12 protein-coding genes are annotated in these 18,316 nt (G+C 44.3%); 7 read left to right on the top strand and 5 right to left on the bottom strand.

All coding sequences use genetic code 11. The features are described 5' to 3' along the window. Window positions 1-714, bottom strand: coding sequence for an HAD family hydrolase (locus AC5JPT_RS10930; RefSeq protein WP_493858112.1), 714 nt, complete (start codon window positions 712-714; stop codon window positions 1-3). A 135-nt stretch (window positions 715-849) separates the two neighbouring features. After that, window positions 850-1,860 carry an RluA family pseudouridine synthase gene (locus AC5JPT_RS10925; RefSeq protein WP_493843803.1) on the bottom strand — a complete coding sequence of 337 codons (1,011 nt, stop codon included), beginning with the start codon at window positions 1,858-1,860 and terminating at the stop codon, window positions 850-852. A gap of 473 nt (window positions 1,861-2,333) precedes the next feature. On the opposite strand from AC5JPT_RS10925, the gene AC5JPT_RS10920 reads away from it, so the two are divergent. Further along, entirely contained in the window at window positions 2,334-2,543 is a 210-nt protein-coding gene (locus AC5JPT_RS10920) for a hypothetical protein (RefSeq protein ID WP_493858111.1), read from the top strand. A gap of 495 nt (window positions 2,544-3,038) precedes the next feature. After that, window positions 3,039-7,193, top strand: a complete 4,155-nt coding sequence (locus AC5JPT_RS10915) for an Rne/Rng family ribonuclease (protein WP_493858110.1) — start codon at window positions 3,039-3,041, stop codon at window positions 7,191-7,193. A gap of 157 nt (window positions 7,194-7,350) precedes the next feature. On the opposite strand, the gene AC5JPT_RS10910 is transcribed toward AC5JPT_RS10915, so the two are convergent. Beyond that, complete coding sequence (locus tag AC5JPT_RS10910) at window positions 7,351-8,283, bottom strand: DUF808 domain-containing protein (protein ID WP_493858109.1); 933 nt, start codon at window positions 8,281-8,283, stop codon at window positions 7,351-7,353. Between the two features lie 400 nt (window positions 8,284-8,683). Here AC5JPT_RS10910 and AC5JPT_RS10905 point away from each other — a divergent pair, with 400 nt between their 5' ends. The 5 genes from AC5JPT_RS10905 (at window position 8,684) to AC5JPT_RS10885 (ending at window position 14,555) form a co-directional block, all read left to right on the top strand. Beyond that, entirely contained in the window at window positions 8,684-9,553 is an 870-nt protein-coding gene (locus AC5JPT_RS10905) for a DsbC family protein (protein WP_493858108.1), read from the top strand. Window positions 9,554-9,838: 285 nt separating this feature from the next. Next, window positions 9,839-11,197 (top strand): homoserine dehydrogenase, encoded by a 1,359-nt coding sequence (locus tag AC5JPT_RS10900; protein WP_319051238.1) that lies wholly within the window; start codon window positions 9,839-9,841, stop codon window positions 11,195-11,197. Window positions 11,198-11,327: 130 nt separating this feature from the next. Next, the gene (locus AC5JPT_RS10895; RefSeq protein WP_493858107.1) at window positions 11,328-12,509 is read left to right on the top strand and encodes a thiolase family protein; all 1,182 of its coding nucleotides are present in this window, start codon (window positions 11,328-11,330) and stop codon (window positions 12,507-12,509) included. 408 nt (window positions 12,510-12,917) lie between these two features. Continuing rightward, window positions 12,918-13,766 (top strand): DUF2382 domain-containing protein, encoded by an 849-nt coding sequence (locus AC5JPT_RS10890; RefSeq protein WP_493858106.1) that lies wholly within the window; start codon window positions 12,918-12,920, stop codon window positions 13,764-13,766. A gap of 210 nt (window positions 13,767-13,976) precedes the next feature. Continuing rightward, window positions 13,977-14,555: a YsnF/AvaK domain-containing protein gene (locus AC5JPT_RS10885; RefSeq protein WP_493858105.1), complete on the top strand. Its 579-nt coding sequence runs from the start codon at window positions 13,977-13,979 to the stop codon at window positions 14,553-14,555. 115 nt (window positions 14,556-14,670) lie between these two features. Here AC5JPT_RS10885 and AC5JPT_RS10880 read toward each other — a convergent pair whose 3' ends face one another. Together AC5JPT_RS10880 and secA are read right to left on the bottom strand one after the other, a co-directional pair. After that, the gene (locus AC5JPT_RS10880) at window positions 14,671-15,201 is read right to left on the bottom strand and encodes a hypothetical protein (protein WP_493858104.1); all 531 of its coding nucleotides are present in this window, start codon (window positions 15,199-15,201) and stop codon (window positions 14,671-14,673) included. A 215-nt stretch (window positions 15,202-15,416) separates the two neighbouring features. After that, the gene (gene secA, locus AC5JPT_RS10875; protein WP_493858103.1) at window positions 15,417-18,215 is read right to left on the bottom strand and encodes a preprotein translocase subunit SecA; all 2,799 of its coding nucleotides are present in this window, start codon (window positions 18,213-18,215) and stop codon (window positions 15,417-15,419) included. Window positions 18,216-18,316 lie beyond the last annotated feature (101 nt).

Raw genomic sequence — 18,316 nt, 5'->3', positions numbered from 1 at the left:
TTAAGCACACAATAGCTCGACCAATGCCTGCGGGGTATCAACCTGATAAGTAGGGTTTTGTGCGGCAAGTTCTGCACTCGTTGCCGTGCCATAGTTCACTGCTATACTGGTCATACCTAATGCTGTTGCCATCTGAATATCATAGATACTGTCACCGATAAAAACAGCATCAGAAATCTGCTGCTGCGTATATTCCAAGATATCAGTCAACATCTGCGGATTAGGTTTTGAGCCGGATTCATCAGCACAGCGCGTCATCACAAAATAATGGTGACTCTTTGAGGCATCTAACACACGATCTAGCCCTTTTCTTTTTTTACCTGTTGCGACCGCAAGCTTTTTATTCTGCTGCTGCAAAGTCTGCAACATATTTTCTATCGGCTCAAATAGCGGCGTCGCATGACTGTTGGCAATATAGTACTCTGCATAGGCTTGCTGAATGGCGAGCATTTGCGACTCGTTGGCATGAGGATATAAAATCTCTATACCATTCATCAAACTCAAGCCAATGATGTCTTTGACCGCTTTATCAGTGGTTTCAAACCCGTGCGCCTCTCCCGCCACATGCATAGAATCAACGATTAAGCCGATTGAATCCATCAATGTGCCATCCCAATCAAAAATAATCAGTGTCTTATCAGAGAGATGATGCTCGTTTGCAGACTGAGTATTTTTGGCAAGATGTGTAGTTTTGGTTGTCATTGGTACAGTCATGAATTTACCTTAACGAATAACAGCAATAGGAGATACGAAAACGTCACGGCGGCTTATTTATAAAAATAAGAGTTCGTGACGTTTTGGTGTTCTAGCAATGACCTAATAAGTCAAGCCGCAGTAATTTTCTTAAACTTACCCAGGCAACTGCGTTGTCTCTGGTAACCAATCTGCCATATCGTCTGGCAATGGCGCAGTAATAGTCTTGTAGCCTGGGATATCTAGGCGCCATGCGTGTAGACACAGGCGATGCACACCCGATTTATCATGGACATTATATTTGTCATCACCCAAGATAGCATGACCAATATGTGCCAAATGCACACGAATCTGATGTGTACGTCCTGTCATTGGCTTGGCTTCGATGACACTTACTGGCTGACCCGCCATCACAAAACGATCATGGACAATGATATCAGTCTGGCTTTCTTTTGCCTGCGCATCTTGGCTATCTACTTTGACTCGGCGCTCACCACTGGCTAGTGTATAACGCAGCAGTGGCGCATCAATACGTTGCTCATTGAGTGCAGGTTGCCCTTTCGCTAGGCATAAATAATGCTTCTGAATGGTCTTATCGACCAAATGCTGCTGCAACACTTTTAGCGTTGAGCGTTTTTTAGAGATCATCAATAGCCCTGAGGTATCTTTGTCAATACGATGTATCAGCTCTAGGTATTTTTTACCGGTTACCTCACGCATGGCTTCGATCACCCCAAAGTCCAGACCACTACCTCCATGCACAGCGATACCAGAGGGCTTATTGAGTACGATCAGACCTTCATCTTCATAGACCACACGTGCCAGCAAGCTCTTGGCAAACTCGGTGCTGATGATTGGTTTTTCGCGTGTCGCCAGCTCCACAGGTGCAATGCGTACGACGTCTTCACGTTGTACTCTATCGTGGGCCTTGCAGCGCTTATTATTGACGCGCACTTCATCTGAGCGAATCATTTTATAGATGTGCGGTTTTGGCAATCCCTTTAAGCGGTTCAACAAAAAGTTATCCAAACGCTGATCATGTTGATGGCGCGTTACTTCAAGGTAGTTTACCTTACCAAAGTTACTAATCTCATCGTCAGCGCTTTGCGGGCGTGTTTTGCTATTGAAAATAGCAGGGGCTTCATGGGTAGGGGCATCGTCAGTCATTTTTGAGTTTGTCATTTTTAGTTAGGTGTTTACACAAAGATTTGTTATAGTTTAGCATGTTGAGCGACAATTAAGCAGAGACTACGACAATAATCATTGTTGTTTCAGATAGCTGGTCACCGTTTTATTACTTTCCAGTGTTTACTGATTGCTAGTAAAGAGGTCTATGCTATTTACCTTGCTGATATTAGACGTTTGATCTGATTTAGGGCGCATTATTTACTTAAAGGTATTACTTACCAAATATCGCTTCATAAATTAAAAACACTGTATTGAATGTTATTCGATACCATAAAACAAATAGTGACACTAAATACCATCACGTTCGTAAATATGACAACAAATCTATTTATCAACGGATGACAACACCACATTGACTCACTAACTGCATGACAACGACTTTACCTGATAACTATTTATTGTTTAATGAGTACTTGTCTGATGGTCCTTTATGCCAGCATAGTTGAGCAAGTATGGGTAGTCTAGCGTTAGGATCGAAAAGTAACTCGATAGCTGCCGAAGTATCGGTGGTCAAACAGATGACGACAAAATGTAAATACAATACCATGCTGATGCGCTGGTTCATTACTCTGTTTGCCAAGTACGCCCCGCTGATAGCCAAAGCCGTGACACCTAACCTTGAGACACCCAAGATATTATTAACGACAGACAAAGAACGATAAACAAAGAGTAACCAATCGCTTTACCTGAATAGATAATCGCTGACTGACGGACTACATATAATAGCCACCACGATCGCGATATTATTGTTAGACTTTGATGGATAAATGGCAACAGCAGCACGCCTTTTTAATATGAGTACTTTTGAACACTGCAACTGACCATTGCCCACGCTTACAACGTGCGCCAAAATCACGACCGACGAAATGTACTGACTTTAACCAGGCTTGATGAATTCGCTATATGTACTAAATTTACTGATGACAATATACAAATACCATAGCCTTACACCCTATATTATTTACATTGACATGAGTATCGCTAACCACTTCAGGTAAAAAAAGCCATTGAAAAAGCCATTGTGCTTTATGAAACCCACGATTTACGTTTTACCGTTAACTAATATCTGTAAACGCTAATGTAATATTAGCCACACTTGCCACTATGTTCTAAAGACTGTCTTATCGTTGTTATGCGTACTCATATAGGATATAAATATGAAACGCATTCTGATCAACGCCACTCAAAACGAAGAGATTCGTGTCGCCTTATGTAAAGGCAACCACTTATACGATTTCGACTTAGAAAACCGTACCCGCGAGCAAAAAAAATCTAACATCTATAAAGGTCATGTGACCCGTGTCGAGCCATCACTCGAAGCCGTGTTTGTTGAGTATGGCTCACAGCGTCAGGGTTTCTTGCCAATTCGTGAAATCTCTGCTGAATACCTAAGCGGCAACCCACGTGATGAAAATATCAAAAAGCTGATCAAAGAAGGCGACGAGCTTATCGTTCAAGTCGAAAAAGAAGAGCGCGGCAATAAAGGTGCTGCCCTATCGACGTATGTCTCATTAGCTGGTCGCTATCTGGTACTCATGCCAAACAACCCTCGTGGCGGCGGTATCTCACGTCAGATCTCAGGCAAACTGCGTGAAGACATGAAGCGCATGCTGAGCAATCTTGATCTGCCAAAAGGCATGAGCGTTATTATTCGTACGGCAGGTATTGGCAAAACCCAAGAAGACTTGCAGCACGATCTCAACCATTTGCTTAATATCTGGCAAGCCATCCAAGAACAAAACCAAAAATATCCGTCACCGCGCTTGGTCCACCAAGAAGCGGGTGTGGTCACTCGTGCTGTGCGTGATTATTTGCGTGATGATATTTCTGAGATTTGGATCGATAACGAAAACGCTTACATTGAAGCGGCAGGCTTTATCGATGCAGTGATGCCAAAGCAAGCCGAAAAGCTACGCAAATACACCGATTACGAGCCGATGTTTTCACGCTTTAATATTGAAAAACAAATCGAAACTGCCTATCAGCGCGAAGTACGTCTGCCTTCAGGTGGCTCAATTGTTATCGACCAAACAGAAGCTCTGGTGTCTATCGATATCAACTCAGCCAAGTCAACCAAAGGCTCAGACGTTGCTGAGACCGCTTATCACACCAACCTAGAAGCCGCTGATGAAATTGCTCGTCAGCTGCGTTTGCGTGATATGGGTGGTTTGATCGTTATTGACTTCATTGACATGAATGACAACAAACATCAAAAAGAAGTGGAAAAACGTCTGATTGACGCCACCAAATACGATCGTGCGCGCGTACAATTCGGTGATATTTCTAAATTTGGTCTGATGGAAATGAGCCGTCAGCGTCTGCGTCCTTCACTAGAGGAGTCAACGGGCTATATCTGCCCGCGTTGCCACGGCAATGGTATGATTCGTGACCTGCGTTCATTGTCACTCTCTATCATGCGTCAAATCGAGCAAATTGCGCTTAAAGAGCGTCAAGGTGAAGTACAAGCAGAAGTGCCCACAGACATCGCAGCATTCTTGCTAAATGAAAAACGTGACAGCTTGGTGTATCTTGAGCAAGACAGTGGCACACGTATCACAATTTTGCCACATGCGCATCTAGAATCACCAAACTTCAAGCTACACTTTAACCGTGATGGTTTTGCTCCATCGAGCTATGAGCGTATCACTGATGCTCAGGAACAAGAGCACAGCGATCTTGGCTACAATGTTGACTGGCAAACTGCCGAAAAAGAACGTCCTGAGCAGCAGCCTACTCGCCAGCCACGCAAAACGCCAAATGACAGCAACAAACCAAACCGCCCAAATGCGCAGCAGAGCAAAGCGTCACAAACGCAAAATGAGACGGTAAATCATAGCAATGATCGCCGTAATCATAAAAATACCAATGATGCTGCGTCTGCACCGCAAGATAGCAAAACCCAAAGCACTTCGGTACCAGTCGCGCCGCAGACTCGAAACATCGAAACGACTGCTCAACCACAAGCCGTTGCTTGGTTATCTAACCTATTTGCTCAAGCACCGCAAGCGTCCACAACACCTAGTGTCAGCAGTCGTGATGCCGCTGAAGCTATTGAAGCGCTAGTAAACACTGGGGCCCAAAGCTTAGGTTCGTTCGGTCAAGTCGATGGCAGTGCGTTGAATAGTGCTGGCACAAATAGTGCGCAACCAGCTCAACAAAGCAATAGTCAAAAAGATGACAGTCAATCGTCAGACAGTAATAGCAACCGTCAGCAAGCTCGCCGCAACAACGACAGTGATACTGATGAAAATAACAACGAGGATAGAAGAAGACGTAAGACCCGTAAGTCTAGATCTTCTAAGCCGCGTCAAAGAAAAGAGACAGCTGACGAGACCACTAATAACGTCAGTAGTACAGACAATAGCGCTGATAATAAGTCGTCTGACAATCAAGACCAAAATCAGACAGAAAAGCGTCAGCAAGATAGCAGACGTAACAACAATCGCAATCGCAACAATCGTCAAGACAGCAATCGCAGCGCGAATGAGCAGAACAAAGCTGACAAGACTGAGAACGAAACCAGCCAAAAGCCTGATGAGCAGACTCGTGCTAAGCGTAAATCGCATAGCCAACGTGGCTCACGTGGCAAGCTGGAGCGCGGTGAGACGCTAACGGCTGACAATATTGAGCAAAGCAAGCAGCAAAACGCTAAGAACAGCGATGCCACCAATAGCAAAAACCACTCTGGTACGCGCCGTAGTCAAGATCCTAACGAAGTCGTGCTACAGGTCAACGAAGCACCCGCTACGTTAAAAGCGTCAGAAGTCGTGCACTTGTCTTTAGATGACAGCAAATCTGCACAGGTAAAACCTCAACCTAACGATAGGTATAGCCAAGAAAACAGAACGGTGAAAAACGAGCGTACTGAAGAAAGCGCTGTTCAACAGCCTTTTGCTAGCCAACCTATTGGCAGTGAGCAAAACGCTGAAAAGCAAAATACCACGGCTCAAAAGGCGGATAAGCGAAGCGACGATAAGCAAAGTACGGTAGAAACGTCAGAGCGTAAAGTTAATAATGATAAGAGTGATGCTACCAAAGCTGAGGTACAGAACGAGACACCTGTACATGAGCCAGTTGCTAAAGAAAGAAAAGCACCTGTAGAAACACCATCGACTTCTACAAGTAACACCGAAAGTAAATCGGAAGCGCCAACACCGGTCACTGCTGATGCGAAAGAAACGGTAGAGACTCCAAAACAGCAGGAGACCAATACTGCTGAAAGTACGAGTAAGGGCAATGAAGCTCAAAAGACTCAGTCTGACAGTAATAGTGCAGGCATAAGTAGCGTGAGTAACTCAGCACTTGAGCTGACACATGAGGCATTGTTTGGTGCACGTTACGTGACTGCTGAGAAGTTTGGTCAAGCCAGTAACGATCCACGAGTCGTACAGAGCAAGCAAAAGCAAGCAGCGTCAACACCTCAAGTAGAACAATCTGCTGCGGTAAGTACTCCTGCAATACGCGGTACAGTTGGTGAGTTTATACGTACAACGCTGCCAGACGCGCAAACTCACTTGGCAGAAGATGGCGTTATCAACTGCTTTATCGCAACGGTTGCCTTGCATGCTGAGCAAACGAAAGCTACTGATAGTACTACTGAAGATAAAAACAGTGTCAACAACAGTGACGTGGCCAGTCAGAGCTTTGACTTTAGTAACTACGGTTATCAGCCATTAACAGCCGAGTATTTGACGCGCTTTGAAGCGATGACGCAAGCCGTCAGTCAATTTGCAGCAGCTCAAGGAAAGACAGATGTAGAGCCACGTACTGTCAGTAAGCGTGCTAGCAATGATCCACGTGGTCAGCATCCTGACTATCAAGAACCCACTCAAGAGTCCGCAGACTTAAATGTCCCTACCGAGCAAACTTCAAAAAACGAAGAACCGTTAGTAGAGTCCAAGCAAGATACTGCTGAAGTGGACGCGCATAAGGTTGAGGCAACTGCACTAGTGAATCAAGAGCAGACAGATGATGTCAGCACTGATAGCGAACAGTTACTAGAGCTTGAGAATGCTCAATCAGCGACTGAAAATGTAGAAGCTGAAGCTGAGCAAGTTACCGACGCTCAAGCAGAAGAGTCTACTAAAGAAGCAAGTAAGGACGATAGTCAGGCAGCCAAATCTAAGACGACTATTGCTAGCTACAAAAACATGATCGAGAATGTGGCTGAGCAATTACTGCCGCAGACAGGCATGTTTAATCTGACTACGCCAAAAGTACCAAAGGCACGCAGTCGTAAGCCTAAGTCTGAGCATAAAAAACCGACGCAAGTAGAAAAAGCAGAAGCTGATGACACCAGTGATGATAGCTAAAGCACGGTAATATAAAAGTCGTGTAGATCTGAAGACAAAAGCCCCGATACTTATAAGTATCGGGGCTTTTTATCTTTTTGGCGTAATGATCTTAGCTTGCTTTCAACTTAATTTCTTTTGCCTACTATATAGCTGAGCTAAAGGCGCAATGACTTGCCTAGTGCGCAGTAGCGTCGCCACCACGCATTTTACTAATAGCCGTCACAATGGCTACTACGATAACACCAACGATTAGTCCGACCAATCCATTTAGTAATGACGCGGTCACTCCTTCAAACACCCCAGTAAGATGAGCAATGTCTTCTACGCTATGATGCAAAAAGCCGATACCGTGAACAATAATACCGCCACCCACTAAAAACATCGCAATTGTGCCCGCTATTGATAAAAACTTCATCAGCTTCGGTGCTGCTGCAAGCATAAACTCACCAAACTTGCGTTTGCTATCACCCACTTGCGAGTTCTCAATGAGATGCAGACCCGCATCGTCAATTTTGACAATACCTGCAACCAAGCCATAAATACCGACGGTCACCACAGCAGCTACTATCGAGAGCACGATACCTTTTTGAACGATATCGCCGCCAGCAGCTGTGACCGCGCCTAAAGAGATAACAATAATCTCAGCCGACAAAATGAAATCGGTACGTATCGCGCCTTTGATTTTGTCTTTTTCAAACGCAACCAAGTCTATGTTGTCATCTGCGTTGGCTTTTAGGCGGGCATTTTGTTCTTCATCATGAGGCAACAACTTTGGCCAAAACTTATGAATGACCTTTTCAGCCCCTTCATAACTTAGGTATAGACCTCCGATCATCAATAGCGGGGTAATCAACCATGGTATAAAATAGCTGATCAAGAGCGCCGCTGGTACTAAAATCACCTTATTGACGGCCGAGCCCTTGGCAACTGCCCAAATGACGGGGAGCTCACGATTTGGCTTAACCCCTGTGACCTGCTCGGCGTTAAGTGCCAAATCATCACCAACTAAGCCTGCGGTTTTTTTGGCGGCGATTTTGGTCATGACGCCTACATCATCCATTAAGATGCTAATGTCATCGAGTAAGGTTAATAAACTGGCACCTGCCATGCGTGCTCCTTAAAGCAAATTTGTTAAAGGTAAATCGTTAAATGATATAAATTCTTATAAAAACGATGCTATTAGCTGTAGATTACAAGGGCAGGCATATATATTAAATAGTACAAATGTATCTTATTTTTTAGCTCACGTTAGTAACCATTCTTTAAAGTTAGCATTATTTGCACCAATTGGCTTATGTACTGCAGCTGTCATTATCTATAACTATGGTAATATAGAGACACTCATCACCTACTTTGTACCATCAACAAGTCATGAAAATGTCTATAAAATTAGACCTTTAAAACACTACTAAGACACACCACTATAGATAAACGTTCATAGTGTTTATCTATATAGTGTTTTTATATAACGAACTCATCATTAGGCGCGATGCCTATAGGAAACCAGTATGCCATCACCTATTAGCAAAAAGACCACTACGTATCATCGTTTTTCTCGTACTACCCTCTCTCGTTTTGTGATAGGTGCCTTACTGGTAGGTGTTGCTGCTGGCTGCTCCAATAATTCAGCGGACGCAACCAGCAATACTAGCGTGGTCGGTGCTACACAAGCTCAAGCTGCTTCTGGGAAAGTATCAACTGGTGAAACATCAGCTGACAATGACCCTACCGTTGTCAAAGCATTACAAGCAAATTTAAAAGCATCTGGTATCGAAGAAAATATCGTTTCAGCAGTACCGACAGATATGGATGGTATCTATTGGGTGACGGCTGAAGGGCTACCGTCTTTCTTTACTGATAAATCCGGCAAGCATATTATCCAAGGACAAATCGTCGCCGTTGGTGATGCTGCACCCGTTGATATTAGTGCCGCTTTGGTCGCTAATACCGCACAAGAAGCGCTAAAAGCAGTGGATAAAAAAGAGATGATTATTTATCCAGCAGAAGGGGCGACCACCGCTGTTGTCTATGCCTTTACTGATGCAGACTGTGGTTACTGTCGTAAATTGCACGAAGAGATGGATGATATCAATGCCCGCGGTATTGAAGTACGTTACTTGGCATGGCCACGTAGCCAAGAGTCGGTACCAAAAATGGAAGCAGTTTGGTGTAGTCAAGACCGCAACGCCGCTATGGATCAGGCAAAAATGGGTGCCAATGTACAAGCCCCCAACTGCGCAAACCCAGTACAGGAACATATGGCATTAGGGTCAAGGCTTGGCGTACGTGGCACCCCAGCTATCTTTACCGAGACAGGACAACAAGTGGGCGGCTACCTACCTGCGGCACAATTGGCGCAAGCCGTCGGTGCTAACTGATAATTTGTCTGGCAAAATTTACGGCTATTATCGCTTTATAACCAGTAGACGATATGACCTTGGCGACATTGTGTAGACGTCACAACTGCTTGTCGGTATGATACGATAAAGCACGATGCAACATCAGCAATACCCTTTTATCTGAGCATTTTTTATTCAACTATGATGAAGTATGTATGCGAGGCTGCCATAGAAAATGCGCACAGACTGTCGGTTTAGTACCGCAGGCTCATTTGGCACTGTCACAGCGTTTTACTTCATTATATTCAACCTCTTGAGGATACTGTGAGCAATTCCATCAAACTAGCGATACTTGGTCTAGGAACCGTCGGAACAGGCGTGATCAACCTAATCAATGACAATTTAGATGAGCTAAAACGCCGTAGTGGACGCGACATTATTATTACCGAAGTAGGTACGCGTCGGCAGCGTGATGATATCGACACAAACATCACGCAAAACAGTGACTTGATGGCAATTGCGGCAAGCGACAATGTCGATATCGTTATTGAAGTGATTGGTGGCACTACCCTAGCCAAAGACGTCATCATGCAGGCTATCAAAAATGGCAAGCATGTAGTAACCGCAAACAAAGCCTTATTGGCTGAGCATGGCAATGAGATCTTTGCTTTTGCTGAAGAAAACAATGTCCACGTTGCCTATGAAGCAGCAGTAGCAGGCGGTATTCCAATCATCAAAGTGATGCGTGAAGCTCTCGCTGCTAATAAAATCGATTGGCTTGCAGGTATTATCAACGGTACTGGCAACTTTATCATGACCGAAATGCGCGACAAGGGTCGTCCATTTGCTGATGTATTGAGCGAAGCACAAGAACTTGGTTATGCAGAAGCAGATCCGACTTTTGATGTTGAAGGTATTGATGCCGCGCACAAACTGGCCTTGCTCGCCTCTATTGCGTTTGGTATCCCATTGCAATTTGACAAGGTTTACTGTGAAGGCATCACTGGTATTACTCTACAAGACGTCAACTATGCCGAGGAGCTGGGCTATCGTATTAAGCACTTAGGATTTGCAGTGCGGCGTGATGGTCAAGGTAACGACGACGATGCTGGTGTTGAGCTGCGTGTACATCCAACGCTTATTCCGCAGGATGCGTTACTTGCCAATGTCAATGGCGTCAAAAACGCCGTGTTGGTCAACTCACATCCGCTTGGACAAACACTCTATTGCGGTGATGGTGCAGGTGCAGGCGCTACTGCTTCTGCCGTGATGGCAGATGTCATGGATTTAGTCCGTGTACTTGGCAGCAAAGATAATGACGATCAAAGCAGCAGCGATCAAAATAATCACGGACATCATGTGCCGCATTTGGCATTCATCCCTGAACAGTTATCAGACACGCCAATATTACGCGCTGAGCAGATGATTACTGGTTATTACTTACGCGTACATGCTTACGATAGCCCTGGCGTCTTAGCAGACATCACTCGCATCCTAAGTGATGCTGGTATCAATATCGATGCTATTTTGCAAAAGCCTGCTCACAAAGTCGGTCAAGTGCCTGTGATTATATTGACCTTGCCTGTCGTTGAGAGCCGGATGAACCTAGCTATCGAAAAAATTGAAAAACTCGATACCATTACTGATAAAGTAGTACGCATTCGCTTAGATGAGCTAGCGTAAACAAAATACTGAATGAATCGGCCCTTTTAGTAATAAAAATATTTGTAGTCATACAAGTGCAGCTAGCTGATCAATGTCTGATTCATTCAGCAAAATTTTTAAACAAAACACGTAATAAGGAATAATAACGATGTCAAATGATTCAATTGTAATTTTAAACGGCGCACGTACTCCAATGGGCGGATTCCAAGGCGTATTAAAAGACGTCAGCGCTACAGATTTAGGCGCTACTGCCATTAAAGCCGCTCTCACACGCTCAGGCGTTAGTGCTGATAACATTGATGAGGTTATCATGGGTTGTATTTTGACTGCAGGTTTGGGTCAAGGCCCTGCTCGTCAAGCAATGCGCAAAGCAGGTCTACCTGATGCGACTGGTGCTGTGACCATCAACAAGCTATGTGGCTCAGGTCTAAAAGCAGTCATGCAAGCGCACGACGGTATCAAAGCTGGCAGCTTCGATGTTGCTGTGGCTGGTGGTATGGAATCAATGACCAATGCCCCTTACCTGATGCCAGGGTCGCGCGGTGGCTACCGTATGGGTCACAAAGAAGTAAAAGACCATATGTTCTTAGACGGTCTAGAAGATGCTGAAACGGGTAAGCTAATGGGTATGTTTGCTCAAGAAATGGCAGACGAAAAAGGCTATACGCGTGAGCAAATGGATGAGTTTGCTATTGAATCACTTAACCGTGCTCTAACAGCGATTAAAGACGATCATTTCAAAGATGAGATCGAGCCTATAACGTTTAAAACTCGTAAAGGCGAACAGACAGTCGATACTGATGAACAACCAGCCCTAGCAAATGCTGATCGCATCCCTACCCTACGTCCAGCATTTGCTAAAGACGGTACGGTTACAGCGGCAAATGCCAGCTCAATCTCAGATGGTGCTGCTGCTGTTGTCGTCATGAAAGAATCACAAGCGAAAGCTGAAGGTCTGGATTATCAGGCTCGTATCGTTGCGACTGCATCAAACTCGCGTCACCCAAGCGAATTTACGATTGCACCGATTGGCGCAATTGAAAAAGTACTCGCAAGTGCTGGCTGGTCAGTAGATGAAGTTGATCTATGGGAAATCAACGAAGCCTTCGCGATGGTCACTATGGCTGCTATGGACGAGCTAAAAATCGACCATGCCAAAGTAAACGTTGAAGGCGGTGCTTGTGCCCTTGGCCATCCAGTAGGCTGTTCAGGTGCGCGTATTCTCGTTACCCTTATCAACTCTCTTAAGCGTACCGGTGGCAAAAAAGGGGTTGCGACCCTATGTATCGGTGGCGGCGAAGCTGTAGCCGTTGCGATTGAGCTACCTTAAATACAATCTGCACTTGTACATGACCTTTAGAATGTAACTGACTATTTAGTATATCACTTACTTGATATATGTTACCCAAAAACCGCATTGCCCTAGGTGATGCGGTTTTTTTTGTTTCTATTTAATTAAAATACACGCCAAACATTACTCTATGTTAAGGCGCGTTAACTTGTACCTCCTTCTCTGTTATCGCACTTACAGCCTATTACACGCAATTACGGCAAGTGCACACTTTGCTACCTTGCTCATATATCTCATCCAAAATCATGGTGTTAGGATAGCTACAAGTTGATGAGAGGGCTATTCCAATAGTTCAATCCTAACTTTGTAATACAAATGATATTGCGTTAAAACTTAAAAATAACTATTAATTTTAAAACTATAAACTCATATAAAAGGAAGACAATAATGAGCCAGCTAATCCGTTTAAAAGATATCCAAGCCACTCACCGCGACTTAATCGGTGATGACTATTATGATCCAACAGAAAAAACCGCTTACGGTGTGAATGAAGAAAAGATCGGTAAAATTGAAGGTGCCCTAGTAGAAGACACTACTGGTCGCATTCGCTATTTGATCGTTGATGCAGGTGGTTGGTTCAGCTCAAAAGAAGTACTAGTACCAGCAGGTTTAGCACGTATTGTAGGTGACGACGTATTCTTTGATAGTTTGACTAAATCACAAGTAGAGGCGATGGAAGCATACGACCATGACTATCAGTACAGTTACAAAGAGCAGTATGAAAAAGATCGTCAAACCTTTACTGCTGATACCCTACCAGCTGAAGAGCGTGTAGACATCGCAGACCATTCTTATGATGCACCAAATACATTAGAGCTTTTAGAAGAGCGTCTAACAGTAAATAAAGACCGCATCGTAGCTGGCCTAGTAAAAGTAGGCAAACACGTCGTAACTGAAGAGCGCAATGTTGAAGTAGAGTTAGAAGAAGAACATGCTGATATCCAGCGCACTAGTGTCGATCGTCCAACAGATCGCCGTATCGGTGACGTAGATGTAAACGAAACAGTAGAAGTTGAGCTAGAAGCAGAACGCGCTCGTGTGGCTAAAGAAACTTACGTAACTGAAGAAGTAAACGTTGGTAAAACAACAGATCGTCATACAGAGACTCTTGTTGAAACTATCCAACGTGAAGAGCTAGACGTGGACAACAATGGCAACGTAGTTGATCGTGAAGGTAACCTAGTAAACCGTGATGATATCACTGCAGATGACGTACGACGTGCTCGTGGTATGTAATCTATAAAGTAAATACACGCTTATATTTAATAAAGAGACCGGAGTTATACTCTGGTCTTTTTTATGGATTAATTCTTTCTCTCAAGAATTTTCTGTGTGATCTGTTGCACGATTTATACTGAGAGATACTCGCTATATTTAGTATCTTATATACTATAAATAATTTCAAAAGCCTATCATCCATTGCTCGCATACAATAAGGAAATAACCATGTCTACTGATAATAACAATAGCGATCTATACCAAGACAATTTAGACAATGAGCAACAGCTATCAACTGACAACACATCGAACGTAGTTAATTTTGGGCATCTAGAGCTATTAGAAGAACGACCAGTTGTTAATAAAGAGCGCTTAGATGTGGGTAAAGTAACTGTCACCAAACACGCGCGCACAAAAACAATCAACGTACCTATTGAGCTTATAGAAGAATATATTACTGTTCGTACTGAGTATCACGATACAGAGAGTCAAGATCTGCTCTCAGGTAACTATGATGAAAAAGATATATTACGTCATGTCGAGCCATCACTAGACAGTAAGGCAGTAGTGACTATTAATGGTAAACAAATAGAGATCGGTGATGAGCCAATTGAAATTGTTTTATCACGTCAAGTAGCTACGGTTACTAAAGACACTTATGCTATTCAAGAAATCGACGTCAATAAGAGCACGCACGTACATACCGATAGCATTCAAGTAGAGCTCAAGCATGAAGAGCTAGACGTCACTGAAGAAGGATTCTTAGCGCACGAGTCACAGAATAATGGCACTACTCGTTTGAAATAGATGAGAGGCTGACTTTTTGTTTATTAGCCTGCAAAAGCTACAGACAATAAAAAGCAACGCTTACTCGCGTTGCTTTTTATTACTTGCTGTTTGTTCTAAAACCTCTAATGCTTGACTATGAGACTTTGTTACATTCAAAAGTATCAACGTTTGCCTCATCAGTGCCAGCAGTACGCATCACACCTGTATCACGCGCTTCGTGGGCGACGCGCCACTGAGTGAATCCTTGACCACCATCAATCGATGTTGCGACTTCAAACACTTCAGGGTTAGTACCTTCATTGGTTTGATTCAATGTTACTGTACCCATGTCAGTTGCAACTACCACTTGATTGGTTTCTTCCTTGTAGGTTGCATCAACTTTCAACTCAGGCGAGCACAAATATAGTATCTGTGTCACGCCGCTATTAACAGAAGCAACCGTGTCATCCTCTACTTCATTGAGTGAGGCATCTTCGCTATTGACCACAACGTCACTCGGTTCAGCAGGCTCAGCAGACATAGGCACAGACTCTTCTGTACTAACGCCTTCCATACTTGCTTCTGGCTCTGATTGTTGCTGACAGGCGCTGATCGTCAATGCACCAGCTAGCAGTCCTGTCAACGCTACTGAAGTCCGCAACTGTTTTAATAATTCTAAACTCATAACTCTCTCCCAAATAGATATGCTAAACACTATAGCGTGTCCGCAAATTCGCGCCTATGCTGAATTTGTAAATAATCAATACAAATTGTCTGCCAGACATATAAGAATAAATGTCAGTGCAAGAAAGCTTCGTATTCACATAAAAAAGCCCTTATCTGATTTAGATAAGGGCTTTTTTTTTCAGCTCAAAGGTATTGCTTTATGATGACCAATCCTTAGATCTTGCCGTGACACTGCTTATACTTGAGGCCTGAACCACAAGGACAAGGGGCATTGCGACTGATATTCATACCAGCGTACGGGTTTGGTTCATTGGCATCACTCGGGTTGCCTGCGATAGCGGCACTCACGCCAGCTGCTGCTGCACCAGCAGTATTGCGGTTCTGTGGTTGCGGCTGAGCGGTGGCACTATTCGCACTGCTATCTAAGTTATCGACATCATCATGCTCGAACTGCATCTGCATATGCGCGGCATTTTCGCGCTGCTGAGCTTCGAGTGCTTCTAGCTCTTCTTTGGTTGGAATATGGACACGTGACAAGTCCTGTACGGTTTCAGACTTGATTGCGCCCAGCATCATCTGGAACAGCTCAAACGACTCACGCTTATACTCTTGCTCAGGGTTTTTCTGCGCATATCCCCGCAAATGAATCCCTTTACGCAGCTGATCCATCTGTGTCAAATGCTCTTTCCAATGCTTATCTAGGCTTTGTAGCATAAAGTGACGCTCAAGCTGAGCTGCGTCTTGCTCACCCATCTGCTCACGGCGACTGTGATAACGATCTATCGCCGTCTGAACGATTTTCTCACGTAGCCCTTCTTCATCCAGTCGGCGGTCTTCATCTAACCAGTCATTGATCGGCATTGTGATCTTGAACTCATCCTCAAGCTCATCTTCTAGTCCATCGACGTTCCACTGATCATCAATAGAACCAGGCGGAATAAACTGATTAATCATCGCATTGTAGACTTCTTTATGCATCACTTCGATGGCCTCTAATAGCTCCATCTCAGCCAGCAGATCATCACGCTGACCATAAATCACTTTACGCTGCTCATTGGCGACGTCATCATACTTCAATAGATTTTTGCGAGCATCAAAATCGCGGCTCTCAACCTTACCCTGTGCGTTCTCAATCGATCTAGACACCATCTTATGCTCGATAGCTTCGTCTTCTTTTAGACCCATTGCGCGCATCATGTTGACCACGCGATCGCCTGCAAAAATACGCATCAAGTCATCTTCAAGCGATAAGAAAAAGCGTGACATACCAGGGTCACCTTGACGACCAGCACGGCCACGTAACTGGTTATCGATACGGCGTGACTCATGGCGCTCAGAACCAATAATATGCAAACCACCAGCGGCCACAACTTGATCGTGCTTGACTTGCCACTGGGCTTTTAGACGCTGCATCTCCTCTGGGCTGACCGCATCAATATCTTCGATAAAGGATTGCCAGTTACCGCCTAAGATAATATCCGTACCACGACCTGCCATGTTGGTTGCAATCGTGACTGATTTTGGACTACCTGCTTGCGCGATGATTTCCGCTTCACGTTCATGCTGCTTGGCGTTTAGAACGTTATGCTTGACGCCTCCTTGATCGAGTAAGTAAGACAACTCCTCACTGGCCTCAATCGTCGCCGTACCAACCAATACTGGCGCACCTTTTTCCTGAATTTCTTTAATCTCACGGATGATACCTTTGTACTTTCCTAACTTTGTTAAGAAAATCTGATCATCCATATCAATACGAGCAATGGGCTCATGCGTTGGAATGACGATGACATCTAGATCATAGGTAGACTTAAATTCTGCTGCTTCGGTATCAGCAGTACCCGTCATACCAGACAGTTTGTCATACAGACGGAAGTAGTTCTGGAACGTCGTCGTTGCAAGCGTTTGGTTCTCTGCTTGAATCTCCACACTTTCTTTCGCTTCTACTGCTTGATGTAGACCTTCTGACCAACGGCGACCAGGCATCGTACGACCGGTATTCTCATCAACGATGACCACTTCGCCTTCATCGACGATATAATGGACGTTTTTGACAAAGACATGATGCGCACGAATGGCGGCCTGAACGTGAGCCAATAGTGGCAAGCGGCTTGGGCTATACAGGCTTTCGTTTTCACCAAGCTCACCTACTTCGATTAAGAAGCGCTCAATTTTCTCATAGCCTTTTTCGCTAATCTCAATCTGGCGATTTTTTTCGTCAATCCAAAAATCTTCTTCTTCGTTATTCTTGTTGGCTTCTTCATCTTTTGAGCGGATCAGCACAGGAATAATGGTGTTGATCAGCGCATACATGCGTGATGAATCTTCAGCTTGACCCGAAATAATGAGCGGTGTACGTGCTTCATCAATTAAGATTGAGTCAATCTCATCAATAATACAGAAATTTAGTGCGCGCTGTTTCTTCTCTTCTAGCTTGAACACCATGTTATCGCGCAAGTAATCAAAACCGTACTCGTTATTGGTACCATAGGTAATGTCTGCTTGGTAAGCATTGATTTTTTCTTGTGGCGGCTGCTGCGAATAAATAACACCAACGGTCATACCCAAAAACCCAAATAGTGGGCGGTTTAGCTCAGCATCACGAGCAGCCAAATAATCGTTAACCGTGACCAGATGGACGCCTTTACCACTGATAGCGTTTAGGTACATCGCCAAAGTACCCATCAGGGTTTTACCTTCGCCTGTTTTCATCTCAGCGATTTTGCCTTCGTGCAAGGTGATACCACCGATCAGCTGCACGTCGTAGTGACGCATACCATTCACACGTAATGATGCTTCGCGGCAAACGGCAAACGCCTCTGGCAATAGTGCATCTAAGCTTTCGCCTTTTTGATGGCGCGCTTTAAACTCTTCGGTTTTTTGTTGTAGTTGCTCATCAGACAGGACTTGTATTTCAGCCTCTTTTGCGTTGATCTTACTGACCACTTTACGCATGCGTTTTAATTCGCGGTCATTTTTAGTGCCAACCACACTGCCTATAATCTTTGATAACATAATTTTTTGACCTATGGAATATTCGATAATTAGTGCGCATTAGCCAAAGCTTAGCTCGCGGCCTTGTCTTTATTCGACTAAGTACTACCTAATTTAGTATC

It is taken from the genome of Psychrobacter sp. H26, assembly GCF_059073035.1.
This window is presented reverse-complemented; position numbering and strand designations above follow the sequence as displayed.

Coding starts and splice junctions, on each gene's coding strand:
- AC5JPT_RS10930 (WP_493858112.1), bottom strand. CDS start 714: ATGACTGTACCAATGACAACCAAAACTACACATCTTGCCAAAAATACT.
- AC5JPT_RS10925 (WP_493843803.1), bottom strand. CDS start 1,860: ATGACTGACGATGCCCCTACCCATGAAGCCCCTGCTATTTTCAATAGC.
- AC5JPT_RS10920 (WP_493858111.1), top strand. CDS start 2,334: ATGGGTAGTCTAGCGTTAGGATCGAAAAGTAACTCGATAGCTGCCGAA.
- AC5JPT_RS10915 (WP_493858110.1), top strand. CDS start 3,039: ATGAAACGCATTCTGATCAACGCCACTCAAAACGAAGAGATTCGTGTC.
- AC5JPT_RS10910 (WP_493858109.1), bottom strand. CDS start 8,283: ATGGCAGGTGCCAGTTTATTAACCTTACTCGATGACATTAGCATCTTA.
- AC5JPT_RS10905 (WP_493858108.1), top strand. CDS start 8,684: ATGCCATCACCTATTAGCAAAAAGACCACTACGTATCATCGTTTTTCT.
- AC5JPT_RS10895 (WP_493858107.1), top strand. CDS start 11,328: ATGTCAAATGATTCAATTGTAATTTTAAACGGCGCACGTACTCCAATG.
- AC5JPT_RS10890 (WP_493858106.1), top strand. CDS start 12,918: ATGAGCCAGCTAATCCGTTTAAAAGATATCCAAGCCACTCACCGCGAC.
- AC5JPT_RS10885 (WP_493858105.1), top strand. CDS start 13,977: ATGTCTACTGATAATAACAATAGCGATCTATACCAAGACAATTTAGAC.
- AC5JPT_RS10880 (WP_493858104.1), bottom strand. CDS start 15,201: ATGAGTTTAGAATTATTAAAACAGTTGCGGACTTCAGTAGCGTTGACA.
- secA (WP_493858103.1), bottom strand. CDS start 18,215: ATGTTATCAAAGATTATAGGCAGTGTGGTTGGCACTAAAAATGACCGC.